Annotated in this window: 24 protein-coding genes; 4 read left to right on the forward strand and 20 right to left on the reverse strand. The window is 62.5% G+C overall.

Translation table 11 applies throughout. From position 1 onward, the window contains the following. Positions 1-71 precede the first annotated feature (71 nt). The 5 genes from IB263_RS16655 to IB263_RS16675 all read right to left on the reverse strand — a co-directional run bounded on the left by IB263_RS16655 (position 72) and on the right by IB263_RS16675 (position 5,273). Positions 72-1,415: a folylpolyglutamate synthase/dihydrofolate synthase family protein gene (locus IB263_RS16655; protein WP_112772878.1), complete on the reverse strand. Its 1,344-nt coding sequence runs from the start codon at positions 1,413-1,415 to the stop codon at positions 72-74. Between the two features lie 157 nt (positions 1,416-1,572). Beyond that, on the reverse strand, positions 1,573-2,487 hold the full coding sequence (gene accD / locus IB263_RS16660) for an acetyl-CoA carboxylase, carboxyltransferase subunit beta (RefSeq protein ID WP_034801670.1): 915 nt from the start codon (positions 2,485-2,487) through the stop codon (positions 1,573-1,575). A 50-nt stretch (positions 2,488-2,537) separates the two neighbouring features. Further along, positions 2,538-3,377 carry a tryptophan synthase subunit alpha gene (gene trpA, locus IB263_RS16665; protein WP_034801668.1) on the reverse strand — a complete coding sequence of 280 codons (840 nt, stop codon included), beginning with the start codon at positions 3,375-3,377 and terminating at the stop codon, positions 2,538-2,540. 4 nt (positions 3,378-3,381) lie between these two features. After that, the gene (gene trpB, locus IB263_RS16670; protein WP_034801666.1) at positions 3,382-4,602 is read right to left on the reverse strand and encodes a tryptophan synthase subunit beta; all 1,221 of its coding nucleotides are present in this window, start codon (positions 4,600-4,602) and stop codon (positions 3,382-3,384) included. Further along, entirely contained in the window at positions 4,599-5,273 is a 675-nt protein-coding gene (locus IB263_RS16675) for a phosphoribosylanthranilate isomerase (RefSeq protein ID WP_192438715.1), read from the reverse strand. The genes trpB and IB263_RS16675 overlap by 4 nt, the downstream gene beginning before the upstream one ends. A gap of 156 nt (positions 5,274-5,429) precedes the next feature. Here IB263_RS16675 and IB263_RS16680 point away from each other — a divergent pair, with 156 nt between their 5' ends. Beyond that, on the forward strand, positions 5,430-5,624 hold the full coding sequence (locus IB263_RS16680) for a YqaE/Pmp3 family membrane protein (protein WP_034801662.1): 195 nt from the start codon (positions 5,430-5,432) through the stop codon (positions 5,622-5,624). 25 nt (positions 5,625-5,649) lie between these two features. Here the strand turns inward: IB263_RS16680 and IB263_RS16685 are convergent, their stop codons facing one another. The 9 genes from IB263_RS16685 to IB263_RS16725 form a co-directional block, all read right to left on the reverse strand. Next, positions 5,650-6,402 carry a M48 family metallopeptidase gene (locus IB263_RS16685; protein WP_192438716.1) on the reverse strand — a complete coding sequence of 251 codons (753 nt, stop codon included), beginning with the start codon at positions 6,400-6,402 and terminating at the stop codon, positions 5,650-5,652. Between the two features lie 109 nt (positions 6,403-6,511). Continuing rightward, positions 6,512-6,931 (reverse strand): DUF2852 domain-containing protein, encoded by a 420-nt coding sequence (locus IB263_RS16690; protein WP_034801651.1) that lies wholly within the window; start codon positions 6,929-6,931, stop codon positions 6,512-6,514. Positions 6,932-7,078: 147 nt separating this feature from the next. Continuing rightward, on the reverse strand, positions 7,079-8,353 hold the full coding sequence (gene phaZ, locus IB263_RS16695) for a polyhydroxyalkanoate depolymerase (RefSeq protein WP_090295152.1): 1,275 nt from the start codon (positions 8,351-8,353) through the stop codon (positions 7,079-7,081). Positions 8,354-8,686: 333 nt separating this feature from the next. Beyond that, positions 8,687-9,709, reverse strand: a complete 1,023-nt coding sequence (locus IB263_RS16700) for a zinc-binding alcohol dehydrogenase family protein (RefSeq protein ID WP_090295153.1) — start codon at positions 9,707-9,709, stop codon at positions 8,687-8,689. A 26-nt stretch (positions 9,710-9,735) separates the two neighbouring features. After that, the gene (locus IB263_RS16705; protein WP_034801644.1) at positions 9,736-10,713 is read right to left on the reverse strand and encodes an ABC transporter permease; all 978 of its coding nucleotides are present in this window, start codon (positions 10,711-10,713) and stop codon (positions 9,736-9,738) included. Positions 10,714-10,752: 39 nt separating this feature from the next. Further along, entirely contained in the window at positions 10,753-12,306 is a 1,554-nt protein-coding gene (locus IB263_RS16710) for a sugar ABC transporter ATP-binding protein (RefSeq protein WP_034801642.1), read from the reverse strand. Positions 12,307-12,400: 94 nt separating this feature from the next. Next, positions 12,401-13,390: an ABC transporter substrate-binding protein gene (locus IB263_RS16715; RefSeq protein WP_034801640.1), complete on the reverse strand. Its 990-nt coding sequence runs from the start codon at positions 13,388-13,390 to the stop codon at positions 12,401-12,403. 167 nt (positions 13,391-13,557) lie between these two features. Next, positions 13,558-14,577: an aldo/keto reductase gene (locus tag IB263_RS16720; protein ID WP_192438717.1), complete on the reverse strand. Its 1,020-nt coding sequence runs from the start codon at positions 14,575-14,577 to the stop codon at positions 13,558-13,560. A gap of 35 nt (positions 14,578-14,612) precedes the next feature. Further along, positions 14,613-16,118: an altronate dehydratase family protein gene (locus IB263_RS16725; RefSeq protein ID WP_192438718.1), complete on the reverse strand. Its 1,506-nt coding sequence runs from the start codon at positions 16,116-16,118 to the stop codon at positions 14,613-14,615. A 219-nt stretch (positions 16,119-16,337) separates the two neighbouring features. Between IB263_RS16725 and IB263_RS16730 the strand changes: the two genes are divergently transcribed. Both IB263_RS16730 and IB263_RS16735 read left to right on the forward strand, forming a co-directional pair. Next, positions 16,338-17,216, forward strand: a complete 879-nt coding sequence (locus IB263_RS16730; RefSeq protein ID WP_060608961.1) for a GntR family transcriptional regulator — start codon at positions 16,338-16,340, stop codon at positions 17,214-17,216. 20 nt (positions 17,217-17,236) lie between these two features. Further along, entirely contained in the window at positions 17,237-18,325 is a 1,089-nt protein-coding gene (locus tag IB263_RS16735; protein ID WP_192438719.1) for a mannitol dehydrogenase family protein, read from the forward strand. Here the strand turns inward: IB263_RS16735 and hpaI are convergent. Further along, entirely contained in the window at positions 18,319-19,125 is an 807-nt protein-coding gene (gene hpaI, locus IB263_RS16740; protein WP_060608968.1) for a 4-hydroxy-2-oxoheptanedioate aldolase, read from the reverse strand. The two genes, IB263_RS16735 and hpaI, sit on opposite strands and share 7 nt — an antisense overlap. Positions 19,126-19,252: 127 nt before the next feature. Further along, positions 19,253-20,707, reverse strand: a complete 1,455-nt coding sequence (gabD, locus tag IB263_RS16745; protein ID WP_192438720.1) for an NADP-dependent succinate-semialdehyde dehydrogenase — start codon at positions 20,705-20,707, stop codon at positions 19,253-19,255. 246 nt (positions 20,708-20,953) lie between these two features. Between gabD and IB263_RS16750 the strand changes: the two genes are divergently transcribed. Then, positions 20,954-21,550: a nitroreductase family protein gene (locus IB263_RS16750; protein WP_113552995.1), complete on the forward strand. Its 597-nt coding sequence runs from the start codon at positions 20,954-20,956 to the stop codon at positions 21,548-21,550. A 64-nt stretch (positions 21,551-21,614) separates the two neighbouring features. Here IB263_RS16750 and gyrB read toward each other — a convergent pair whose 3' ends face one another. The 4 genes from gyrB to IB263_RS16770 form a co-directional block, all read right to left on the reverse strand. After that, on the reverse strand, positions 21,615-24,050 hold the full coding sequence (gene gyrB, locus IB263_RS16755) for a DNA topoisomerase (ATP-hydrolyzing) subunit B (protein ID WP_034800121.1): 2,436 nt from the start codon (positions 24,048-24,050) through the stop codon (positions 21,615-21,617). A 135-nt stretch (positions 24,051-24,185) separates the two neighbouring features. Next, entirely contained in the window at positions 24,186-24,563 is a 378-nt protein-coding gene (locus IB263_RS16760) for a helix-turn-helix domain-containing protein (RefSeq protein ID WP_034800122.1), read from the reverse strand. After that, complete coding sequence (locus tag IB263_RS16765; protein ID WP_192438721.1) at positions 24,560-25,129, reverse strand: Smr/MutS family protein; 570 nt, start codon at positions 25,127-25,129, stop codon at positions 24,560-24,562. Before IB263_RS16765 ends, IB263_RS16760 begins: the two co-directional genes overlap by 4 nt. After that, the gene (locus tag IB263_RS16770) at positions 25,122-26,225 is read right to left on the reverse strand and encodes a murein transglycosylase A (protein WP_192438722.1); all 1,104 of its coding nucleotides are present in this window, start codon (positions 26,223-26,225) and stop codon (positions 25,122-25,124) included. The genes IB263_RS16765 and IB263_RS16770 overlap by 8 nt, the downstream gene beginning before the upstream one ends. Positions 26,226-26,231: the final 6 nt, after the last annotated feature.

Here is a 26,231-nt window from a genome sequence, read left to right on the forward strand (position 1 = left end):
CTGAAAGCCCGGCATGCCGGGCTTTTTTCTTGTCTTCAATCTAGAAGCCGGATGGCGGTCCCGGCTGGCGATCACTTCGGCGGCGTGCCGTTGTCGGCAAGCACATCGCCCACCAGATAGAGCGAGCCACCGATCAGGATGCGTGGCGGCGCCGGGTCTTCGTCGACCAGATTGGCGATGACCGTCAGCGCCTCGGCAACGGAGGAAACCGCGGAAGCCTCGAAACCGACCGAAGCGGCATCGCTCGCAAGAGCCACGGGATCAAGCCCGGCATCGGAACCGCGGATCGGCACGGTGAAGACCTGTTCGGCGAGATCGAGGAAGGCGCGGAAGTAGCCGATCGGCTCCTTGGTGTTGATCATGCCGATGATCAGGAACAAGGGGCGCGATTCGCGCTCCTCGAAGGTCGCCATCGCCTCGGCAATCACCTGGCCGGCGCCAGGATTGTGACCGCCGTCGACCCAGATCTCGGCACCCATCGGACCGTAATGCGTGAGCTTGCCGCTGGTGAGGCGCTGCAGTCGCCCTGGCCATTCGACGCCCGCAAGCCCTCTTTCGATCGCCGCGTCGGAGATGTCGAAACCGGCGGCGCGGACCGCGCGGATGGCCGCAGCGGCATTGGCATACTGGTGGCGCCCCGGCAGCTTCGGCAGCGGCAGGTCGGCAAGCCCGCCCTCGTCCTGATAGACGAGCCGGCCAAACTCCTCGTGGGCCATGAAGTCCTGGCCATAAACGAACATCGGGCAGCCCAAGCGCTCCGCCGTCGAGACCAGGACGTCACGAGCGGCCTCTTCCTCCTGCTGGCCGATCACCACGGGGCAGCCGCGCTTCATGATGCCGGCCTTTTCGGCCGCGATCAGTTCCACCCGATCGCCGAGATAGGCCTGATGGTCGAGCGAGATCGGCATGACGACCGAGACGGCCGGTCGGGACATGACGTTGGTCGCGTCGAAGCGGCCGCCAAGGCCAACCTCGATGATCGCCACATCGGCCGGATGCTCGGCGAAGAGCAGGAAGGTGACGGCGGTCAGGATCTCGAAGACGGTGATCTTCTCGCCGCCATTGGCTTCGGCAACGCGGCGCACGGCATCGGCAAGCACGGGATCGCTGACGAGCCTGCCCTTGCCACCCTTGACGCCGAGGCGATAGCGCTCATGCCAGTTGACGAGATGCGGCGAGGTATGGACGTGGACGCTGAGGCCGGCTGCTTCGAGGATCGCCCGCGAAAACGCGGTTGCCGAGCCCTTTCCGTTGGTGCCGGCGACATGGATCACCGGCGGCAGTCGGTCCTGGGGATTGCCGAGTGCTGCAAGAAGCCGGGTGATCCTGTCCAGCGACAGGTCGAAGCCCTTGGGGTGAAGGGCGAGAAGTTTTTCGATCTCGTAGCCCGCTTCGCTGGCTTCCACCGCTGCCATCTCTTAACCCCGCCCCGACACGCTCGGCTGCTACAGCGCGCGCCTTATAGGCCGTCTACCGATCGCTGTAACGCCTTGAGTTGCAGCATCCCCGCACACAAGAAATTGCGGAGATGCATTATTTTGTTCTACGCAGTTCGACCAGCCCAGCGCTTATTCAAGCGCTGGCAGCGACCGGCAAGGCGGCCGGCTGCGTGCCGCCGTTGAGCTTCGAGGCTTCCGCCGGCTTCTTCATCAGGATTTTCAGGACCCGGGCGAGCGTCGACGGCAGATCATGGCGCTTGACGACCATGTCGACCATGCCGTGCTCCAGCAGGTATTCCGACGTCTGGAAACCTTCCGGCAGTTTCTCGCGCAGCGTCTGCTCGATCACGCGCTTCCCGGCAAAGCCGATTTCCGCGCCGGGCTCGGCCATGTGGATGTCGCCGAGCATCGCGTAGGATGCGGTGACGCCGCCCGTGGTCGGGTTGGTGAGTACGACGATATAGGGGAGGCCCGCTTCCTTCAGCATGTTGACGGCAACCGTGGTGCGCGGCAGCTGCATCAGCGACAGGATGCCTTCCTGCATGCGGGCGCCACCCGAAGCCGGGAAGATGACCAGCGGGCACTTCTCGGCGATCGCCCGTTCGAAGGCCTTGATGATCGCCTCGCCGGCAGCCATGCCGAGCGAGCCGCCAATGAAGTTGAACTCGTGCACGACGGCGACGAGCTTGACGCCCTGGACGCGGCCGAGACCGGCGACGATCGTGTCTTCGAGTTCAGTCTTGGCGCGGCTGTCGCGCAGACGATCGACGTATTTCTTGGAATCGCGGAACTTCAGCGGGTCCTGAGCGACCTTCGGCTGCGGAAACGCTTCAAAGATGCCGCCGTCGAACAGGTCCTTCAACCGCGCCTTGGCCGGCATCTTCATGTGGAAGCCGGACTGCGGGATGACCCACTTGTTTTCCTCGAGATCGCGGTGGAACACCATCTCGCCGGTTTCCGGGCACTTGATCCAGAGATTCTCCGGAACTTCCCGGCGGCCCAGCATCGAGTTGATCTTCGGCCGAACGTAGTTTGTGATCCAGTTCACTTAGTAACTCCTGAAGATTTCCTTCGGGTTGTGCGCGCTAATATAGGCAATTATTCGGCTGCTGCGAGACGTGCGGACCGCACGCCTGCCGAGAGCCCTCTCACCAGCGCTTCGACACCCGGAACCGTCGCATCGGTCGCCTTGCCCTCTTCGGTCAGGCTCGACGCGATCTGGTTGACGATCGCCGTACCGACGACCACGCCATCGGCAGATGCTCCGATGGCCCTTGCATGTTCCGCCGTCTTGACGCCGAAACCGACGCAAACGGGCAGATTGGTGTGTGCCTTGATACGCCCGACGGCGCCGGCGATCAACGACGGATCGGGCAGAGCCGAACCGGTGATGCCGTTCATCGACACGTAATAGACGAAACCGGAGGTGTTTTCGAGGACCTTCGGCAGGCGACGGTCGTCCGTGGTCGGCGTCGCCAGGCGAATGAAGTTGATGCCCTTCTCCAGCGCCGGGATGCAGAGTTCGTCGTCCATCTCCGGCGGCAGGTCGACGACGATCAGGCCGTCAATGCCGGCGGCCAGCGCATCCGTCAGGAAGCGGTCGACGCCGTAGATATAGATCGGGTTGTAATAGCCCATCAGCACGATCGGCGTGCGCTGGTCGTCCTCACGGAAACGGCGGGCGATCTCAAGCGTCTTTGCGAGCGTCTGTCCGCTCTTCAGCGAGCGTTGACCGGCCAGCTGGATCGCCGGGCCGTCGGCCATCGGGTCCGAGAAAGGCATGCCGAGTTCGATGACGTCGGCGCCGGCCTTCGGCAGCGCCTTCATGATCGAGACCGACGTCTCGAAATCCGGATCGCCGCCCATGAAATAGGTGACGAGGACCGGACGTCCTTCGGCCGCAACATCGGCAAATCGCTTGTCCATGCGTGCGGTCATGATCTTACTGCCCCATTCCCAGTAACTTGCCGACGGTGAAGATGTCCTTGTCGCCGCGGCCGGAGAGGTTCATCAGGATGATCTCGTCCTTGCCCATTTTTGGCGCGCGCTTGATGACTTCGGCAAGCGCATGCGACGGCTCGAGCGCCGGAATGATGCCTTCGAGACGGGTCAGCGTCTGGAACGCCTCAAGCGCTTCGTGGTCCATGATCGGCACGTATTCGACGCGACCGACATCGTTCAGCCAGGCGTGCTCCGGGCCGATGCCGGGATAGTCGAGACCGGCCGAAATCGAATGCCCTTCCTTGATCTGGCCGTCGCCGTCCTGCAGCAGATAGGTGCGGTTGCCATGCAGCACGCCGGGCGAACCGGCTGTGATCGAGGCGCAATGCTCGTCGCCTTCGATGCCCTTGCCGCCGGCTTCGACGCCGACGATCTTGACGCTCTCGTCATCGAGGAACGGATGGAAGATGCCGATTGCGTTGGAGCCACCGCCAACGGCGGCAATGACGAGATCCGGCAGCCGGCCTTCGGCGGCGAGCATCTGCTCCTTGGCTTCCTGGCCGATCACCGCCTGGAAATCGCGGACCATCTCCGGATAGGGATGCGGGCCGGCAGCCGTGCCGATCAGGTAGTAGGTGTTGTCGACATTTGTGACCCAGTCACGCAGCGCCTCGTTCATGGCGTCCTTGAGCGTGCCGCTGCCGGCCGTCACCGGCTTTACCTCGGCACCCAAGAGCTTCATGCGGAAGACGTTCGGCGCCTGGCGCTCGACGTCGGTCGCGCCCATGTAGACGACGCAGGGCAGGCCGAAGCGGGCAGCGACGGTTGCCGAAGCCACGCCATGCTGGCCGGCACCGGTCTCAGCGATGATGCGCGTCTTGCCCATGCGCTTGGCAAGCAGGATCTGGCCAATGCAGTTGTTGATCTTGTGCGAGCCGGTGTGGTTCAGCTCTTCGCGCTTGAAGTAGATCTTGGCGCCGCCAAGCTCCGCCGTCAGCCGTTCAGCAAAATAGAGCGGGCTCGGGCGGCCGATATAATGCGCGCCGAGATGCTCCAGCTCCGCCTTGAAGGCCGGATCGTTCTTCGCGTTGTCCCACTCGTTCTGGAGATCGAGGATCAGCGGCATGAGGGTTTCGGCCACGAAGCGGCCACCGAAGATACCGAAACGGCCGTCCTCGTCCGGGCCACCCCGGAAGGAATTCAACTTTGGCGCCTGGTTCACGTCCTGCTCCCTGACCGTGGCATGCCCGCCTCCGCCTGGCGAACGGCATTGAAAAACGATTCCATGAGCTTCAGATCCTTGACGCCCGGCGCGCTCTCGACGCCGGAGGAGATATCGATGGCACGCGCGCTGGTCTGCGCCATGGCCTCGCCAATGTTGTCGGCGTTAAGACCACCGGAAAGCATGTAATCGACGCTTCCGTCAAGCGCATCGAGAAGCTTCCAGTCAAAGGAAACGCCGTTGCCACCGGGCAAATCGGACCCTTTTGGCGGCTTGGCATCGAAGAGGAAGCGATCGGCAATGCCGATATAGGCATCGATCTTTTCAAGGTCAGATGCTTCGCGCACCGAAAGGGCCTTCATGACGGGAAGGCCATACATCGCCTTGACCGTCAGCAGTCGCTCCGCGTCCTCGCTGCCGTGAAGCTGCAGGATATCCGGATTGAGGGCCGAGACGATCTCGTCAAGCTCGTCATTGTCGGCATTGACCGTGACGGCGACGATCTTCGCCTGGCCGCGAATCCTGTCGGCGATGCGGCCGGCATCGTCGGGCTCGATGTTCCTGGGGCTCTTCGGGAAAAAGATGAAGCCGACATGGGATGCGCCGAGCGCGACAGCACGCTCGGCCGCTCCCGCGGTCTTCAGCCCGCATATCTTCACTTGGGTTTTCATGAGAAGCGACCTTGCATGAAATGCCGCGCGAGTCGAGCCAAAAACCGACGCGAAAGCGGTCACTCAGCGCCCCTGCACCCGTCCTTTGGCGGGTGCACGCCCCTTGCGCGGCAGGCGCGCTTTCACCATATGCATTTTACCACAACGGAGAGACTGATGCGCCTGTTGCTCGCGCTTATCCTGCCCTGGCTGCAGTTTTTTACCATCGGCCGCCCTTTTGCTGGCCTCATTTGCCTGATCCTGCAGTTGACCCTGATCGGCTGGGTTCCGGCGGCGATCTGGTCGGTCTATGCGCTCAGCCAATACAAGACCGACGAGAAGATCCGTGAAGCGCTGCGCCATCGCGCATAACGCGCCGCTCATCGCCATCCAAGATTCAATCGAAGTCGATCGCGTGAAGCATCGTGCCGTTGCGGCGGAGCCATCGCTTGGCATCGTCCGTATCCGGACACAGCCTCCCGCACAGCGCCCAGAAGTCGGGCCCGTGGTTCATTTCCTGCAGATGTGCCACTTCATGCGCAGCGAGATAGGCGATGACCTTTGGCGGCGCCATGACGATGCGCCAGGAAAAACTCAGCGCCCCGTCGGCTGAGCATGATCCCCAGCGGCTGCGCGTGTCCTTGAGCGAAAGCGACTTTGCCCTCCGGCCGATACGGCCGCTATAGATCGCCACCAACCGGTCGAGATCCTGGCGCGCTTCCTTCTTCAGGAAATCGACGATGCGCCGGGTGAGATGTTCCTCGCCACCGCTGACGCTCAGCACCGGTTCGTCATCGATCACGATCGCTTCCGTGAGCCCACGGATCTTGCCGGTGCGCTCGATGCGGTGGGCAACGCCGCGGATGAGGATGGAACCGCCCTCCTCGATCTGGCTTTCGCCGGAGAAGCGGGCGAGCTTGGTCATCAGCCAGCCCTGGTGTCGTGTCAGGAAGGCATTCACCTCGCGCTCGGGGAGGCCCTGCGGCACCGTCATCTTCAGGGCCCGCCCGCCTGGCTCGATGCGCAGCGTCATGCGCGTCGCGCGCGCGTTTTGCTTGATCGTCAGCGGCAGGGACTTGCCGGCGACCTCGATCTGCCGCGTTGTTGCGGGTGGTGCAGGTTGAATGCGCCGCTTGAAGGAAGGGAACATGCAGGCTTTCTAACCGATTCGCGGGGCTTTCGCCTACTGTTCGCTGGTTGGATGCGTGCCGACAGTGATCCGGCGTTTCATGTGAAACGCCGGAAGCGGTTTCGTCAGGTTAATGGGCTTCGACAATCGGACCCGAGCCACCATTCTTGCGATCGCGCATGAAGCGGTCGAACTCTTCCTGGTCCTTGGCGCGGCGAAGCTCGCGCACGTAGGTGTCGAATTCTTCGCGCATCTCGTCGAGCTTGCGGCGCTCCTCTTCGAGGCGAGCCAGTTCAGCTTCGCGCCAGTCGTCGAAAGCGACGTTGCCGGTACGATGCGTCCAGTTGGAACGGCGGCCGCCGCGCTTGAAAGCCGAGCACATGCCATCCACCGTATCGTTTGCGTCTTTCTTGAACGTCTTGAGCTTTTCGCCAAAGAGAATGTACGCGAGCATGGCCAGGCCGAGCGGCCAGAAGACCACAAAGCCAAGCACCATCAGAGCGATGGTCGCGGGCGTCCAATCCGGACGGATCATTGCAGATTGGTTCATCTTCAGGATTCCTCGCAATCATCCGGGCCGCCCATGCGACCCGATGAAAACGATGTGGGAAGGCGCCCCTGGCTCTGCAAGACGCCTCCCTCCGGAATCCGACAAACCCTTGACTCTACGCGGTCAAAACGACCCCAAGAGCCGGGATCAGGCCGACTTTCCGCCCTTGATCAGCTGCTTTACCGGTTTTGCGTGGCGCGCATGCTCGCGGTGGAACGAGACGATGCGCGGCGCGATTTCGCGGCGGAAGCGAGAGCCGTTGAAGACGCCGTAGTGACCGACATCCGGCTGCATGTAGTGCATGCGCATATGATCCGGGATGTTGGTGCAGATGGTCTGCGCCGCCTTCGTCTGGCCAACGCCCGAGATATCGTCGTTCTCGCCTTCGACCGTCAAGAGCGCGACCTTCTTGATCGCGGTCGTGTCGACGCGCTTGCCGCGATGCATCATCTCGCCCTTCGGCAGCGCGTGCTGCATGAACACCACCTGCACGGTCTGCAGGTAGAATTCGGCCGTCAGGTCCATGACCGCGAGATATTCATCATAGAAGTCACGGTGCTTCTCGGCGGCATCGCCGTCGTTTTTCACCAGATGGGCGAAGAACTCCTTGTGGGCGATCAGGTGCCGGTCGAGATTCATCGACATGAAGCCGGAAAGCTGCAGGAAGCCCGGATAGACCATGCGCATGAAGCCTGGCTGCGGCCACGGCACCGGCATGATGACATTGTCACGGAACCATTCGATCGAACGTTCTTCCGCCAGCTGGTTGACGCCGGTCGGGTTGATGCGGGTGTCGATCGGACCGCCCATAAGCGTCATCGTCGCCGGCGACAGCGGATCGTCGGCAGCTTCCATCAGCGCGACGGCGGCAAGCACCGGCACCGCGGGCTGACAAACGCCGATCACATGCGTGTCGGGCCCGAGGAAATGCAGCATCTGGATGACGTAGTCGATGTAGTCATCCAGATCGAAGGTGCCTTCGCTGAGCGGCACCATGCGGGCATCGATCCAGTCGGTGATGTAGATATCGGAATGCGGAAGCAGGGCTTCCACCGTGCCGCGCAACAGCGTCGCATAGTGGCCGGACATCGGCGCGACGATGAGCACCTTCGGATCGGGTGCGCGGCCCTTGGGAAGCGCACGCTCGAAATGAATGAGGTTGCAGAATGGCGCCCGCCAGACGATGCGTTCGTAGATCGAAACCGATTGACCATCGACCACAGTCTCGGGAAGACCGAACTCCGGCTTGCCATAACGGCGGGTGGAGCGCTCGAACACTTCGAGACCGGCGGCGGCGGCGCGACCGAAATAAGTGTGCGAGACGGGGTTCATCGGATTGCTGAACGCGAGACGCATGGCGTCGGCTGCCGTGCGCCACGGCGCCATCATTGCGTGGTTCAGTTCATAGAGCTGGTAGAACATGGGAAGCGTACCCCTTGGTTCAATCAACGACAACGCCGCTCCCGGTCGGACGCAAGCTTGCGATTGTTTGTCTTGGTGTCCGCAATCGCTGCCAGACTACCATTTTTCTTGTGCAGTGCAACAAATATACCCGTCTCGCCTCGATACAAGGCCTGAAGCTAGAATGAATCTGGATTCCTGACGATTTGCAAACGAGCTTGCTCGAAACTGGCCGTTTTCCGCTGTTTTCGTGCATTGAGGCACGCTGCCTGACGTTTTCAGGAAAATCTGGCGCCTCGCCGCAGCAAAATATGGGTACGCTCCCCTGTGGCGATGCAGCAAAGCCGCCATCACTCAGGTGGCCGCCACTTGGATGACTGCCTTCACCAGACCCGTCTTTTCCTCCGCCCATCGCGGCAGATCGGCAACCGCGCCATCGAGCGTGGTGCGGTGGGTGATCAGCGCGTCGATAGGCACAAGGCCGGACGCGATCGACGCGACGACGTGGTCGAAATCCTGCCGGGTCGCGTTGCGGCTGCCGATCAAGGTCATCTCGCGCTTGTGGAACTCCGGATCGGAGAAGCGGATCTCGTCCTTGACGACACTGACGAAGACCAGGGTACCGCCATGGGCGACGTGGGCGAAGGCCGCCTGCATCGAACCACCGTGCCCGGTGGCGTCGAAGACGACATCGAAACCGTCGCCATCCGTCGCAGCGGCAATGCGCGCCGCCGCATCAACATCCACGACGATGCCCTTGGCAAAGCCGAGCTTGCGAGCGGCAAAGTCCAGCCGCTCGGTACTGGTGTCGGCGAGCACCACGTCATGGCCGGCGATGCGCGAGAAGATCGCCGTGCCGAGTCCGATTGGCCCGGCACCGATAACCAGCGCCCGTGCCCCTGCATCCGTCGATGCCCGGCGGACCGCGTGGGCGCCGATCGCGAGGAACTCGACCGTTGCCGCGGCCTCCGGCGACAGACCCTCCGCCGGATAAAGATTACCCTCCGGCACGACGATCTCCTCGCAAAACGCACCGTCGGTATGGACGCCGAGAACCTTGATGGCCGTGCAGCAGTTCGGTTTGCCCTTTCGGCAGGCAATACAAGCGCCACAGGAGAGATAGGGGTTGACCACGACCGGCGTGCCGGGCGCTATCGTCGTCCCTCGCCCGCCAGAAATCACCGTCGCCGAGATCTCGTGGCCCATGACCCGCGGATATTCGAGGAACGGATGTTTGCCGGCGAAGATATGGTAGTCCGTGCCGCAGATGCCGACATGGCTGACGGCAAGGCGGACCCAACCGTCCGGCACGGTTTCGATTGGCGTGCGATCGACGACCTCCAGCCGACCGGGTTGTGGGCAGAGCACGGCTTTCATGGCAATTCTCTCGAGTACGGCGGCGCCTAGCGGGCGCTGCGGCGACGCAATTGGTCGAAATAGACGATGACGATGATCAGCGCGCCGGTGATGATGCGCTGCCAGAACGAGTTGACGTTCAACAGGTTGGCGCCGTTGTTGATCGTTGCGAGGATGAAGGCGCCGAGCAGCGGCCCGTGCACCGAGCCGACAGCCCCAAAGAGGCTGGTGCCGCCGATGACCGACGAGGCGATCGCCTGCAGTTCCCAGCCTTCGGCCTGGGTGGCGTTGCCGATGCCGATGCGCGAGGCAAGCAGCAGGCCAACGAAGGCGGCGCAGGTCGACGACAGGATGTAGGCGAGATAGATCGTGCGGTGGACGTTGACGCCGGAGAGACGGGCGGCCTCACTGTTGGAGCCGACGGCGAAGAGATAGCGGCCGAAGCGGCTCAAATGCAGGAAGACATAGGCCGGGATCGCCACCACGATCACCATCCAGAACAGGCTGGGAACGCCCAGGAAATCGGCGCGCGAGAAATTGGTGAAGGCCTCATTGGTGATCGAAATGGTCGAGCCATTGGTGATCAAGAGGCCGATACCGCGGAGCGAGGTCAGGGTCGCCAGCGTGATGATGAAGGGCGGCAGGCCCATGCGCACGATGCCGAAGGCGTGGAATGCGCCGATCAGCACACCGAAGGCAAGCGTGAGGATGATGGCGATCCAGAGCGGCACGCCGGCGGCCAGCAGCCAGGCGACGATAACGCTGGTGAAGCCGACCACGGCACCGACCGAAAGGTCGATGCCGGCGGTGATGATAACGAAGGTCTGGCCAACCGCAAGGATCGCCGTCATCGCCCCCTGGCGCAGCAGGTTGCTGATGTTGTTGGGCGTCCAGAAACTGTTGGTCGCGAAGCCCAACAGCAGCCAGAGGAACAGAAGCAACCCCAGGAGGGTAAGGCCGAACAGAATGCTCACGCCCTTGCGTGGTGCCGCGCTGGCGCCGCTCTCCACCGTTTCCGCACTCATCGTCTTCCTCCCTGCATCCTCAAGTTTGTTTTTATCGGTTCAAACGCCAATTGCCTGCGTCAGCACTTCCTCATGGCTCGCGGCGCGATAGTCGTGGCTGGCGACCAGCCGCCCGCGCCGGAACACGTGCAGCCGGTCCGCCAGTTCGTAGACCTCGGGCAGATAGGACGAGATCAGGATGATGCCCGCCCCGTTCTCCAGAAGCCGCGCGAACAGCCGATAGATTTCCGCCTTGGTTCCGACATCGACGCCGACCGTCGGCTCGTCGAAGATGAAAAGCTTAGCGCCGTGGCTCAGCCACTTGCCGATGACGATCTTCTGCTGGTTGCCGCCGGACATGGCGGAGGCCAGCACCCGGCGTGACGGCGTCTTGATCTTCAGGTCGCGAATCTGGCGGTCGGCGTTTTCCCGTTCCTGCTGGCCATTGATCGTCAGACCGCGTGTCAGCCGGTTGAAAACCGGCAGATTGATGTTGAGGCCGATCGGCAGGTTGAGGCAGAGGCCCTGGTCGCGCCGGCTTTCCGGCGCAAGCGCAATGCCGAGGTCCATGGCCTTACGCTCGCTGGCGATCTCAACCTTGCGGCCCTGCCAGTAGATCTCTCCAGCCGTTGGTCGGTGCCGGCCATAGAGGCCGAGCGCGAACTCGCTGCGTCCTGCGCCGATCAGCCCATAGAGGCCGACGATCTCGCCGGCGCGCACCGTCAGCGATACATCCTGGAAACCGGGACCGCTCAGGTTCCGCGTCTCGACGATCATCTCGCCGGGCGGAAAATGCTCCTTGTGATAGATCTGCTCGATCGTGCGGTTGATCATCAGCGCGATCAGTTCCGCCTCATTGGTCTCGCCGATCTTGCGGGTGCCGACATGGGTGCCGTCACGCAGCACCGAGACACGGTCGGCAAGCTCGAACACTTCCTCCATGCGATGGCTGATATAGACGATCGTCACGCCTTCGGCCTGCAGCCTTCGGATCAACCGGAAGAGCTGTGCCGATTCCTGGCGGGTGAGATAGGCGGTCGGCTCATCGAAGATCAGAAACTGCGTGCCGCGCATGGCCGCGCGTGCCGTGGCGACAAGCTGCTGCTGGCCGATCGTCAGGCTACCAAGCACGGCACCGGCCGGCAGGTTAAAGCCGAGATCATCCAGCACGCTTTGTGCCGCATCGGTCATGGCGCGCTTGCGCATCAGGCCGTTGCGATTGATCTCGTCGCCGAGAAACATATTGGCCGCGACCGACAGGTGTGCGCAAAGTACGACCTCCTGGTGCACGGCATTGATACCGCGCTCAATCGCCTCCTGCGGCGTGCCAAGCTGAACGGGTTTTCCGCACCAGAAGATTTCACCGGACGTGCGCTTGATGACGCCGGTCAGAAGCTTGATCAGCGTCGACTTGCCGGCCCCGTTCTCACCGACGATCGCGTGAACTTCACCGGAAAGAAAGGTCAGCGACGCCGGCTTCAAGGCTTCGACGGCGCCATACTTCTTCTGCAGGGCGCGCAGCTCCAGGATAGGCTCGCCTTTCGGAACCGGATGGCGTGTCGCCACATGCAGTCCTTCGGTCCTCCCGTCGCGTGCCTCTTGCAAATCGGTCATCTGCGCATTCCTCCCATCGCAGAGATCGCTTGCGGCCGGTCCTCGTTCCGGCCGCAAGCGGGTGCGGCGGGCTCAACGCCCACCGCAGCCGTCGTCACTTGACCTTCGGGTTCAAGAGAGCGTCGATCTTCGGCTCGGCCATGTTGGCCTTGGTCACCAGATTGGCGCCGGTATCGACATTCGCCTCGACCTTCTCCTTCTTCGAGACCGCGAGCGCCGTCTTCACGCCATCATAACCCATGCGATAGGGATCCTGAACGACGAGACCGGCCAGAACGCCTTCCTTGAGGAAGCCGACCGTCTTGTCGTCGCTGTCGAAGCCGATCACCTTGATCTTGTCGCCGAGCTTGTTTTCGGCAATTGCCTGGCCGACACCCTGCGCCATGATCAGGTTGGACGCGAAGACGCCGACAAGGTTGGGATTGGCGGTGATCAGGTCGGTCATGATGTTGAGGCCGGTGGTCGCCTGGCCGTCGGCATATTTGTCGACGACGACCTTGAAGCCCGGATACTTGGTCTTGACCTGATCGAGGAAGCCTTCGCGGCGCTGGTCGAGCGAGCCGACGCCCGGAAGGCTGGTGATGATGGCGATCTCACCCTCTTCCTTGCCGCTCATTTCCTTGACCGCCGCAGCGAGACCATCGGCAGCGATGCGGCCGCCCTGAACGTTGTCGGTGGTGAGGAACGACGAGAAGGCCTTGGAGTCGGCACCGGAGTCGATGCCGATGATCGGAACGGCCTTTGCCGCCTCGTCGATCGGCTTGCCGAGCGCCTTGAATTCCGTCGGCGAAATGACGACGGCAGCCGGCGCGCCCGCAACCGCGTTCTCGAGAATGCTGATCTGGCCGTTGATATCGGATTCGGATTGAGCGCCGAGTTCCGGTACGTTGACGCCGAGATCCTTGCCGGCGGCGCGGGCGCCAGCGAGCACGATCTGCCAGTAGAAGGACGTGGTATCCTTGACGATGATCGGGATCGTAACGTCCTGTGCGAAGGAGGCGACCGGCGACATGCCGGCGATCATCGCGGCGCCGGCCAAGGCGGTAAAGGCGCGACGGGTAAGGCTGCTTTTCAGAATGCTCATCCCAGGTTTCTCCTCTTGGTGCACCGTGTTCCACTTCTTGGAGGTCGATCGCAGGTGCTGGCTTATCGACCTTTTATCGATAAAAAACATATTGGAATGCTAATACGACAATCCCGGCTTGGCAAGCTGCCGGAACAGCATTTCAGACGGCGCTTTAGTGCCGTCCGTTAAACCCGAACCGGCTCGTCCCCGAGCTCCGGTGCGACCAGTGTGAACGGCTCGAAGGCGGCGAAATCGGCGGCGGAAAACCGGTGCTCGACGAGCACCATGTTGCGCGCCAGGCTCTGCGGCTTGGCGGTGCCGAGCAGCACCGAGGCGACCTGCGGATGGCCAAGCGGAAACTGCATGGCGGGTGCGGCAAGCGGCACGTTCATGCCGCGGGCGACCGCGTCCATGGCATCGACCTTTTGCCGGATATCTTCCGTTGCCGGCATGTAGTCGAAATGCGCGCCTTCGACCGGTCCCGTCGCCAGGATGCCCGAATTGAAGACCCCGCCGACGACGAGCGAAGTCTGCTTCTTCTCGCAGAGCGGCAGCAGTTCGGCGACAGCCGACCGGTCGAGCAAGGTGTAACGTCCGGCGAGCAGGATACAGTCGAGATCGGCGTGGCGCAGGACGTCGAGACAGATCGGCACTTCGTTGACGCCAAGACCATAGGCCGCAATCGTTCCCGAGGATTTCAGCTCCTCCAACGCCTTGAGGCCGCCCTCCAGCAACTGCCGTAAGTAGATCGCATTGCGGGCGGCGCCATGGGTATAGACGCCGATATCATGCACATAGAGGATATCGATGCGGTTGAGCCCGAGCCTGGCGTAGCTGAACTCGACCGAGCGCATGATGCCGTCATAGCTGTAGTCGTAGGTGACGTCGAAATTGAGCGGCTTCACATAGGAATAGTCCGGCACCTTGTCTTGCGGCACCGGATGCAGGAGACGGCCGACCTTGGTGGAGAGCACGAACTGGTCGCGCGGCTTATCGCGCAGGAAGTCGCCGACGCGGCGCTCGGCAAGGCCGAGGCCGTAGAACGGCGCAACGTCGAAGTAGCGCATGCCCGACTGCCAGGCAGCGTCCAGGGTCGCCATCGCCGACTCGCGGGTGCATTCGCGGTAGAGGCCGCCGAGACCGGCGGCGCCGAAGCTAAACTCGGTCACCGATAGGTCGGTTCGACCGATCCGTCTCGTCTGCATTTCCCCGTTTCCTCCTCCCAGGATGCCTTACGTACTTAGAGCGTTGCGCCCAGATGCCAGGGCACGAACTCATTATCGCCGTAGCCGAAAAGCTCGCTCTTGGTCTTGCGGCCCGAAGCGGTCTCGATGATCAGATCGAAGATCTCGCGGCCAAGCCCGGCAATGCTCGCCTCCCCCGAAGCGATCACGCCGCAATCGATATCCATGTCCTCTTCCATCGCCCGGTAGAGCGCCGTGTTGCTGGTAAGCTTGATCGACGGCGCGGGCCGACAGCCGAAACAGCTGCCGCGACCGGTGGTAAAGGCAATGACATTGGCGCCGCCGGCGACCTGGCCAGTGGCCGATACCGGGTCGTAGCCAGGTGTATCCATGAAGACGAGCCCGTGCTCGGTGACGCGTTCGGCATAACGGTAGACCGCGTTCAGCGGCGAGCGGCCGCCCTTGGCGACGGCGCCGAGCGATTTTTCGAGGATCGTGGTCAGGCCACCACGTTTGTTGCCCGGCGAAGGATTGTTGTCGAGCGAGGCGCCATGCATCGCCACATAGCTCTCCCACCAGGCAATCAGCCCATCAAGTTTCAGCGCCACTGCTTCGTTGACTGCACGGCTGCGCAACAGGTGCTCGGCGCCATAGATTTCCGAAGTCTCGGAGAGGATCGCCGTGCCGCCGGCCGCGGCAAGGATATCGACCGCAGCACCCAGCGCCGGATTTGCGGTGATGCCCGAAAGCCCATCTGAACCGCCACATTGCAAACCGACGATGATCTCGCTGACCGGGATCGCAATACGGCGTTCCTTGCCGACTTCGGCCGCGATTTCCTCGAGAATCCCCAGCGCCTTTTCAACGGAACGACGCGAGCCGCCGGCTTCCTGGATGTTGAAATGACGTTTCTCCGCGCCGGCGCCGCTCTGACCATAGAGCGTCAACTGGTTGACCTCGCAGCCGAGGCCGACCATCAGAACGCCGCCGAAATTGACATGGCGGGCGTAGCCGGCGAGCGTGCGGTGCAGATTGGCCATGCCGTCGCCGGTCGAGGACATGCCACAGCCCTGATCGTGCACGATCGGCACGAAACCGTCGATACCCTCATATCTCGGGAGAATGCGCCTGTTCGCCTCCTCGGCGATGGCGCGACAGACCGTGGTGGAACAGTTCACGCTGGCGACGACACCGATGTAGTTGCGCGTCGCTGCCCCGCCATCACCTCTTCGATAGCCCATGAAGGTGCGGGCCTTGTCGGCATCGCTTGCCGCTTCCGGCACCCCCTGTGGGCTGATCGCCAAGCGATCCTTGTCGAAGGCGAGGTTGTGGGAGTGCACGTGGTCGCCCGGCGCGATATCGGCGGTCGCCCGGCCGATCGCCTGGGCGTATTTCACGACCGGCTCGCCGGCGCGGATGGGGCGGATCGCGATCTTGTGGCCGGCATCGACTTTCGCTGCTGCATGAACATTGTTCGGCAGGGCGTCGCCAGCGGCAATCGCCAGCGTCGCCACGACGACATTGTCCTCCGGTGCGAGCAGGATGGTGGACGGCGCAGACACCCGGTTTCTCCCAAATGATTTTCGTTCTGTCTTTTATCTACAATAGACAGATAGCCGTCAATGGGTATTATAGCGAAAACATCGGCGGCACGGCCGAGACCCCCCGGAGCGACTTGAGAGGAACAGATCTGGATGACAGACGCAGACAAAACCGGAGCGACGGGATAGAGGAGCCTTCCGCGTAAGCGCAGAAAACTTCGAACGATCCGGACGTCGCCCATGGCAAAACAGAACACCGTCTTCAAGGATGCCTATAACCGCTGCCTGAAGTTGCTGGCGGACACATCCTCGCTGCCCTCCGAGCCAGAACTCGGGCAGATGCTCGGCGTCAGCCGGACGACGGTGCGCGCGATCCTCAGCCGCTTCGAGGAACTGCAGCTGATAGCCTGGGACAAGCGCAAAAAGAGCGTGCTGAGACAACCCCGGCCCGACGATTATTTTCCGACGGAAGAGACGGATTCACTCGCCGAGATCATCGAGCGCAGCTTCATGCGCCGGATTCTCGCCGGCGGCGCCGAACCGGGCATGCAGATCAACGAACTGGAACTGGCGCGCGACATTGGAACCGGCACGACCAGCGTGCGTGAATTCCTGATCCGCTTCAGCCGCTTCGGCCTGATCGAGAAGCGGCCGAACAGCCATTGGATCCTCAAGGGTTTCACCCGCGAATTCGCGCTGGAACTGACGGAAGTGCGCGAGATGTTCGAACTGCGCTCGGCCGCGCGCTTCGTCTCTTTGCCCGACAACCATCCGGCCTGGGAAGAGCTTCGGGAGATCGAGGCTCTGCACCGGGACATCCTAGCCGACATCGACAATCGCTACCGGGAGTTCTCCGAGCTCGACGAGCAGTTTCACCTGCTGGTGCACAAGGCATCGAGCAACCGGTTCATCGTCGATTTCTACGACATCATCGCGATCGTCTTCCACTATCACTACCAGTGGAACAAGACGAATGCCCGCCAGCGCAACGCCCGCGCGCTCGAAGAACACCTCGCCTATATCGAAGCACTGCGTTCGCACGACCCGGCCAAGGCGGAACAGGCCTGCCGGCGACACCTTCAGTCCGCTCGCGAAACCCTTCTCCAATCCATTCCATAGCCAGCTATCGGAGCCTATGCATGCCGACGCCGATCGTGCAATTCGGGACGAGCCGTTTCCTTCAGGCGCATGCCGACCTCTTCATCAGCGAAGCGTTGACGAAGGGGGAAGCGCCCGGTCCGATCACGATCGTGCAAACGACAGGGTCGAGCGAACGATCTGGACGCCTCACAGCCCTTGCCCGGCCGGAAGGCTTTCCTGTCATCATTCGTGGCATCCAGGAAGGCGAGACGATCGACGCGACGCAGCAAGTGACAAGCGTCGCGCGCGCGCTTTCGACCGCCCAAAACTGGAGCGAGATCCGGGCGATTATCGCCGAGGAAGCCGAAATCCTGATCTCCAACACCGGCGACACGGGTTACCAGGTCGGCGACAACGACCTGATAACCGACATTCCGCTTTCCTTTCCGGGTAAGCTGCTCCTGCTCTTGGAGGCGCGTTTCGACGCGGCCCGACGCCCGCTGACGATTCTTCCTTGCGAGCTCGTGTCGCGCAACGGCGACGTGTTGAAGGCGCTGATGCTGCGGCTCGCGGCGGAGCGGATGGGAAACAGCGCCTTTATCGACTGGCTGGACAAGGATGTCGTCTGGGCCAACACGCTGGTCGACCGCATCGTCTCCGAGCCGCTCGAGCCTGCCGGTGCAATTGCCGAACCTTATGCGCTCTGGGCGATCGAAAACCAGTCCGGCCTGCGGCTCCCTTGCATCCATCCGTGCGTGAAGCTCGTGGATGACCTGACGCCTTACGAGAAGCTGAAGCTTCACATTCTCAATCTCGGCCACACGGTGCTCGCCGAGCTCTGGCTTAGGCAAGGTCGCGACCAGAACGAGACCGTTCGGAAAATCCTGGCCGACCCCGGCATTGCCGCGCACTTGGACAAAATCTACCAATCCGAAGTGATCCCCGCCTTTGCCGCAAAAGGCCTGGAGAGCGAAGCGGCAGACTACGTGACCGCGACGCTGGAACGCTTCAGAAACCCGTTCCTCAACCACCGCCTAGGCGATATCGCCAATCATCATCGCGAAAAGATCGAACGGCGGATCGTCGATTTGCGGCGTTGGAGCCCCGGCGTAGCCATGCCCGAGCTCCAGGCAATCTGCGATCAGTAGCCGGATTCCTGCTTTTTCGGAACCGACGTCGCCTCGCCGAGAAACTCCTGGCGTAATGCCGTCGTCGCGCGCACGAGCGAGGTGACATCCGTGCCGATCGCCATGAAATCGGCGCCCATCTCGCGATAGTCTCGCGCCTGTTCGAGATCGAGCGTCATGATGCCCCGCGCCTTGCCGGCCTTCTTGATGCGCTCAAACGCGTCAGCGATCGCCGCGCGCACCTCCGGATGACCCGGCTTGCCGAGGTAACCCATGTCGGCCGCCAGATCGGAGGGGCCAATGAACAGGCCGTCGACGCCATCGAGCGCGGCAATCTCGTCGATGGCGGCAAGACCTGCGCGGCTCTCGATCTGCAGGATCAGGCAGATTTCGTCGCCGGCGGTCTGAAGATAGTCGCCGATACGGCCGAACTCCGAGGCCCGCCCGAGGGCGGCGCCGACGCCGCGAATACCATGGGGCGGATAGCGGGTGGCGCGCACCAACTGCTGCGCCTGCGCCAGGCTCTCGACCATCGGGATCAGGAGGGTCTGCACGCCGGTATCGAGAATCTGTTTGATCAGCACGGTATCGCCCACCGGCAGGCGAACCATCGGGTGGCTCGCCGATGCGGAGACGGCACGAAACTGTGCGGACAGCAGCGGGATATCGTTCGGCGCATGTTCGCCGTCGATGAGCAGCCAGTCATAGCCGCTGCCGGACACCACTTCGGCCGCATAGGGGCTGGCTAGCGCCACCCAGAGCCCAAGCTGGAAGCGGTTTTCGCGCAGGGCTGCTTTGAAAGGGTTCTTCGGTGCCGGCATGGGTCGTCTCCTCCTGCTATGCGACGGGACGAGCGATGCCTCAATCCCGCAATCACGAGATTTCTACCGGCAAAGAAAAAAACCGGCCAGAACTTTCCGGCCGGTTTTTCAGATTGGGTACCGTATCTTACGCAACGCCGCCGAGGCAGACGTATTTGATCTCGGTGAACTCCTCGATGCCGTAGCGCGAGCCCTCGCGGCCGAGGCCGGAAAGCTTGACGCCACCGAACGGCGCTTCGGCCGTCGAGATCAGCCCGGTGTTGACGCCGACCATGCCGTATTCCAGCGCTTCGGCGACCCGGAACACCCGCACCAGGTCCTTGGCGTAGAAATAGGAGGCAAGGCCGAATTCGGTGTCGTTTGCCTGCTCGACGACATCCGCCTCGTCGGTGAAGCGGAAGAGCGGGGCGACCGGCCCGAAGGTTTCCTCACGCGCAACCGCCATCGCCTGGGTGACGTCGGCCAGAACCGTCGCTTCATAGAAGGTGCCGCCGAGCGTGTGGCGCTTGCCGCCCTGGATGACGCGTGCGCCCTTGGAGGTGGCGTCAGCGATGTGCTCCTCGACCTTTTCCAGCGCCGCCTTGTCGATCAGCGGGCCAAGGATCACGCCTTCGTCGAGACCGTTGCCGATCTTCAGCTTGGCGACCGCCTTGGCGAGCTTGTCGGAGAAGGCATCATAGACCTTGTCCTGCACATAAATGCGGTTGGCGCACACGCAGGTCTGGCCGTTGTTGCGGAACTTGGCGATCAGCGCGCCTTCGACCGCGGCATCGAGATCGGCATCGTCGAAGACGATGAACGGCGCATTGCCGCCGAGTTCCAGCCCGAGCTTCTTGATGGTGGCAGCACTCTGGCGGTAGAGCTCGGCCCCCACCTCCGTCGAGCCGGTGAAGGTGAGCTTGCGCACGACCGGGTTCGAGGTCATCTCGGCGCCGATCTCGCGGGCAGAACCGGTGATGACGCTGAAGAGGCCCTTCGGCAGGCCGGCACGCTCGGCAAGGATCGCAATGGCGATCGCCGAGAACGGCGTCTGGGCAGCCGGCTTCAACACCATGGCGCAGCCGGCAGCAAAGGCCGGGCCGGCCTTGCGGGTGATCATCGCATTGGGGAAGTTCCAGGGCGTGATCGCCGCAACGACGCCGATCGGCTGCTTCATGACCAGGATGCGCTTGTCGGGCTGGTGGCCGGGGATCAGGTCGCCATAGATGCGGCGCGCCTCTTCGGCAAACCACTCGACGAAGCTTGCACCGTAGACAATCTCGCCGGTCGCCTCAGTGAGCGGCTTGCCCTGTTCCAGCGTCAGGATGCGGCCGAGATCGTCCTTGTTCTCAATCATCAGCTCGAACCACTTGCGCAGCACGCCGGCGCGGTCCTTGGCCGTGCGCGCTGCCCAGGTCTTCTGGGCGACGCGCGCGGCCTCGATCGCAGCCCTGGTTTCCTTGGCGCCGAGCTTCGGCACCCGGCCGATGATCTCGCCCGTCGCCGGGTTGTTCACCTCGATCGCGTTTGCCGCGTCCGCCTCGATCCACGCGCCGCCAACGAGGGCTGCCTGGCGAAACAATGATGGGTCTTTAAACGACATGATCCGTCCTCTCTCAAATCCTACAGAACTTATACAACTTTTTTCTTGGAAACGGCAATGACCTCAAGTCGCCGTTTCTGTAATTTCCTGAGGCGCACAAGGCGCGCGGGCGCTCACGTTTCCATGCATCCAACCCGTTTCTTCGCCATCCGTCCTCATGTAGCGTTCGAAGCGAATCAAACCATGGGCCGCCAGTCGGTCCAGCGACGTTCCCAGGTTCACGCGACACCGAGAAGAGGCTTGTCCATGACGGCGACCGACAACAGAAAAGCTGACCATCCGATCGATGCCATGTTCATCGAGCGCTGGTCGCCCCGCGCCTTCACCAATGAGGAAATCGACGAAAAAACCCTGCTTTCCTTCTTCGAAGCGGCGCGTTGGGCGCCGTCTGCCAGCAACCGGCAACCCTGGCGCTTCGTCTATGCGCGCCGCGGCACAGATCGCTTCCCGGTGCTGCTCGACACGCTCGACGAGGGAAACCAGCGCTGGGCGAAGAACGCGGCGGCACTTCTGGTCGTGATTTCAAGAACGCATAATGCAGCGCAGAACGGCGAGATGCGGCACGCCTACACCCACGCCTTCGACACTGGGGCGGCCTGGTACAGCCTCGCTTTGCAGGCCTCGCTCGCGGGCTGGCACACCCATGGCATGGCCGGTATCGATCGCGACAAGGCGATGCACGCCCTGAATGTTCCCGAACACTACCGGGTCGAAGCCGCCGTTGCGATCGGCCGGCTTGCCGATTCCTCGACGTTGCCGGACGATCTGCGCGCACGCGAAATCCCGAGCCAACGCAAGCCGGTCGGCGAGTTCGCCTTCGAGGGGCGGTTCAAGGGCGAATGAAGCGCCAACGAAAAATCCCGGCTCTGAGGCCGGGATTTTCTTTATGTCTCTGCATAGGCCTCGATCAGATGTCGAGGTTTGCGACGCTCAGCGCATTCTCCTGAATGAACTCGCGACGCGGCTCAACCTCGTCTCCCATCAGACGCGAGAACAGGCCGTCGGCGTCGGTGGCGTCGGTAACCCGGACCTGCAGCAGCGAGCGGACGTTCGGATCGAGCGTCGTTTCCCAGAGCTGCTCGGCGTTCATCTCACCCAGACCCTTGTAGCGCTGCATCGACAGGCCCTTGCGGCCAGCGGCAAAGATCGCGTCGAGAAGCGCACGCGGGCCGCTGACCTCCTGCGCGCCGTCCCGGCGACGCAAAACCGGCGGTGCCGAGTAGATCTCTTTCAACTTTGACGCCAGTTGGTCGATATAGCGGGCATCGGAGGAACCGATCAGCGCCATGTCGAGTACGGCGAATTCCTTGACGCCGCGAACCATGCGTTCGAACCGCAACCCGCCTTCGCTGGTAACTGTGCCGGTCCAGCCGCGCTCGGTTTCCTCGGCGATCACGTCGAGACGACGCGCGATCTCGGCGGCGGTCTTTTCGTACTCGTCGCGCTGGCCGTTGAGCTCGACGTTCAGCGCGCCGGCGATGGCCGCCTGCTCGACAATCGCCCGATTATAGCGCGAGTGAAGCCCGTTCATGAGGTTACGCAAGCGCAGGGCATCGGTGATCACCTCGCGCAGGTCCTGCCCGGCGCGGACTTCGCCCGATTCAAGCTGCAGCGTCGCTTCCTCGAGACCCATCGAGATCAGGTAGTCTTCGAGCGCCTGCTCGTTCTTGAGATACTGCGCCGACTTGCCGCGCGTCACCTTATAGAGCGGCGGCTGGGCGATATAGATGTGGCCGCGCTCGATCAGTTCCGGCATCTGCCGGAAGAAGAATGTGAGCAGCAGGGTGCGGATGTGGGCGCCGTCGACGTCGGCGTCCGTCATGATGATGATCTTGTGGTAACGCAGCTTGTCGGCGTTGAACTCGTCCTTGCCGATCGACGTGCCGAGCGCGGTGATCAGCGTACCGATTTCCTGGCTCGACAGCATCTTGTCGAAGCGCGCACGCTCGACGTTGAGGATCTTGCCGCGCAGCGGCAGGATCGCCTGGTTTTCGCGCGACCGGCCCTGCTTGGCCGAACCACCCGCCGAGTCCCCTTCCACCAGGAAGACTTCGGACTTTGCCGGGTCACGCTCGGAGCAGTCCGCCAGCTTGCCCGGCAGCGACGAGATGTCGAGCGCGCCCTTGCGGCGCGTCAGTTCGCGCGCCTTGCGGGCAGCTTCGCGGGCGGCAGCGGCTTCGACCACCTTGCCGACGAGGATCTTGGCTTCGGTCGGATGTTCTTCGAACCAGGTGCTGAGCGCCTCGTTGACGAGGCTTTCGACCACCGGTCGCACTTCCGACGACACCAGCTTGTCCTTGGTCTGCGACGAGAATTTCGGATCGGGAACCTTGACCGAGAGTACGGCCGTCAGGCCTTCGCGGCAGTCCTCGCCCTGGAGCGTGACCTTTTCTCTCTTTGTAATGCCGGACGTATCGGCATAGGACGTGACCTGCCGGGTCAAGGCGCCACGGAAGCCCGCCATATGCGTGCCGCCGTCGCGCTGCGGGATGTTGTTGGTGAAGCAGAGCACGTTTTCGTGATAGCTGTCGTTCCACCACATCGCCACTTCGACGGTGATGCCGTCCTTCTCGCCGCGGATCGATACCGGCTTGTGCACCAGCGGCTTCTTCGCGCGGTCGAGATAGGCGACGTAGGCCTCAAGACCGCCCTCGTACATCATCTCGTCCTGGCGGATGTCCGAATGGCGCTTGTCGGTGAGGATGATATGAACGCCTGAATTCAGGAACGCGAGTTCGCGCAAGCGGTGCTCGAGCGTGTTGTAGTCGAACTCGGTCTTGGTGAAGGTCTCGCTGCTCGGCAGGAACGTCACCTCGGTCCCGGTCTCATCGCCGGCGTCGCCGGTAACGGCGAGAGAGCCGTCAGCGACACCGTGGGTGAAGCTCATCTCGTGAATCTTGCCTGCGCGCCGGATCTTCAGCTTGAGCGAAACCGAAAGCGCATTGACCACCGACACGCCGACGCCGTGCAGGCCGCCCGAAACCTTGTAAGAGTTCTGGTCGAACTTACCGCCGGCGTGCAGCTGGGTCATGATGACCTCGGCCGCCGAGACGCCCTCTTCCTTATGGATGTCAGTCGGGATGCCGCGACCGTTGTCGGTTACCGTCACCGAGCCGTCCGGATTGAGCGACACCGTCACGATGTCGGCATGGCCCGCAAGCGCTTCGTCGATCGCGTTGTCCACCACCTCGTACACCATGTGGTGCAGACCGGAGCCGTCGTCGGTGTCGCCGATATACATGCCCGGCCGCTTGCGTACGGCATCCAGGCCCTTCAGCACCTTGATGGAATCGGCACCATATTCGGCGCTGGCGCCGGTTTCGGTCTCAGGATTGTCGGTCATTCAGCTACGGGTCTTTCCAGGTTCTTCGGACATGGTGATTCGTTGCGAATCACGTCTCGGACGCCTCTTGGACTATAGAAAATTTGTCCAGGGTTCCAAATCCCGGACCGCCGCGCGGCGGCCGGAAACAAGCATTCATCCCCTGTCATTATCAGGAAATGTGGCTTTTTCCAAAACATCTTGCAGCTTGCGGATCGTCTCCGGAGACAAAGCGCGAATTTGTTCGCTCAATCGGTTGGCAAAGGCCGTGTGCTCCGGCGTCAGACCCGACGTGTCGAGCACCGTTTTTGGCGAGGAGACGTTGGCAATGCGGAACAGATCCTCCGCCTCGTCCCAGATCACGTTGAAGTAACCGGTGACGCGCTGGAGGAAGTCGAAGCTCGGCGCACCGCGCTTTCCATGCTCGAGCGCCGAGAGATAAGCGGCCGAGACGCCGATCGCCTTTGCCATCTCCTTCTGCGACACGCCCTTGCGGCGCCTGAGGTCGCGCAGAGCCTGGCCGAAGGGCGTCATAGCGCGCTGCCTCTCACCCGCGCCAGGCGGACGTAGAGCGCGCCGTCGCCGCCATGGTTACGGGCGGCCGGCTCATAGGACGAAATCAGCGGCCGGAATTCGGGAAGCGAGAACCAGAGTGGCACCGCCCGCTTCAAGGCGCCGTCGCTGCCGAACGAGGTGCCCTTGCCGGTAATGACGAGCACATGTCGCAGCCCCCGCTCGTGCGCCCGCAGCAGAAACTGCAGAAGAAGTCCGTGCGCTTCGCTCTGGATCATGCCGTGCAGGTCGATCCGGCCCTCAAGCACCAGGTGCCCCTTTGCCAGCTTGCGCTTGACCGGCCGCTCCAGTGGATGATGCACTTTTTCGCCGAGCTTCTTCGTCAGCGCTATGCCCGCCTGCTCGAGAGCTGTTGCCGGCTGTTGCGGCCGCTGCTTGCCCTTCGCCTCTTCCGGAGGTTTTGCCTGTTCGTCCTCGGCCAGAATCTCCATCAGGTCGGCGAGCCGACCGGCCATCGGTCTCGCCGAACGGGCAACCTTGCCCCAGAGAATGCGATCCTCGGCCGAAAGTTTCTTGTCCTTAGCCATGGCCGTAACGGGGCGCGGCCGCCTTGGGAACGAAGACGTAAAAGTCGGCTGCGTTGCGAACCGCTCCGGCCCGCTCACCGGCCTCGAAACCGGATCCGGTAAAGATATCGCCGCGAGCCGGGCCAACGATCGCCGAGCCGGTATCGAGCGCCAGCATCAGACGCTGGAAAGGTTTTCCGTCATCGAGCCGCGTCAGGCTCTCGCTCGCGATAAAAAAAGGAACGCCAAAGGTGTGGATCAGCCGATCAACTGCCAATGAGCGGTTCGGTTCGAGCGAGACCTTGGCGGCGGCAATCGGCCCCAGCCGTTCGTCCTCGACGTCTGCCTCGCGGAAGAAGATGAATGACCGGTTGTGCCAGAGAACCTCGTCGACCTCTTCGGGATGCGCTTCCAGCCAGTCGCGAATACTCATCATCGAAACGGTGGCTGCATCGATCTTGCCGCGCTCGATCAGCAATTTGCCAACGGCTGAGAAATAGTGCCCGGTCTTGGCCGAATAAGTGACGCGGCGGCGCGAACCATCCGGGAAGCGGAGTCGTGCGGCACCCTGGACATGAACGAAGAAGACCTCGACCTTGGACTTCGCATAGGCGATCTCCAGGCCGCGGCCGGCCAGATGGCCCTGCTCTATCGCTTGCCTGTCCGGATACTCGCTGATCCGGCCACCCTCGGAGAGACCGAAGGCGAAATAGGGATCCATCCCCTCCGGCCGGTTGCCATCGTGAACATCGACCAGATCGTCCGGTCGGCGGTAGAGCGGATAACGATAGGTCTCGTCCGCTTCGGTGCGGACATCGATCTCGGGCTCGTAAAAGGCCGTGACAAAACCGGAACCCGTTTCTGGCACGATCCGGAAGGGGACGAAATGCGCTTCGAAAAACGCCCGTGCGTTCTCTCCGCTACCAACCTGCTGCCGCGAGGCGGAGAAGGCCGGCAAAAGATCGTCGACTGAAATCCCGAGAGAACCCGCGCGATAGGGTTTGACCGTCGAGACATGCTGGTGACAGCGACGCATCGCCTCGATCACCGCGATCGGATCATCATGTTGCCAGCCCGGAAGCTCGGCGAAACGGGCTGGCTCAAGTCGATAGGACATGGGTAC

The organism is Ensifer sp. ENS03, assembly GCF_014852035.1.
In the GTDB taxonomy this organism is placed as follows: domain Bacteria; phylum Pseudomonadota; class Alphaproteobacteria; order Rhizobiales; family Rhizobiaceae; genus Ensifer; species Ensifer adhaerens.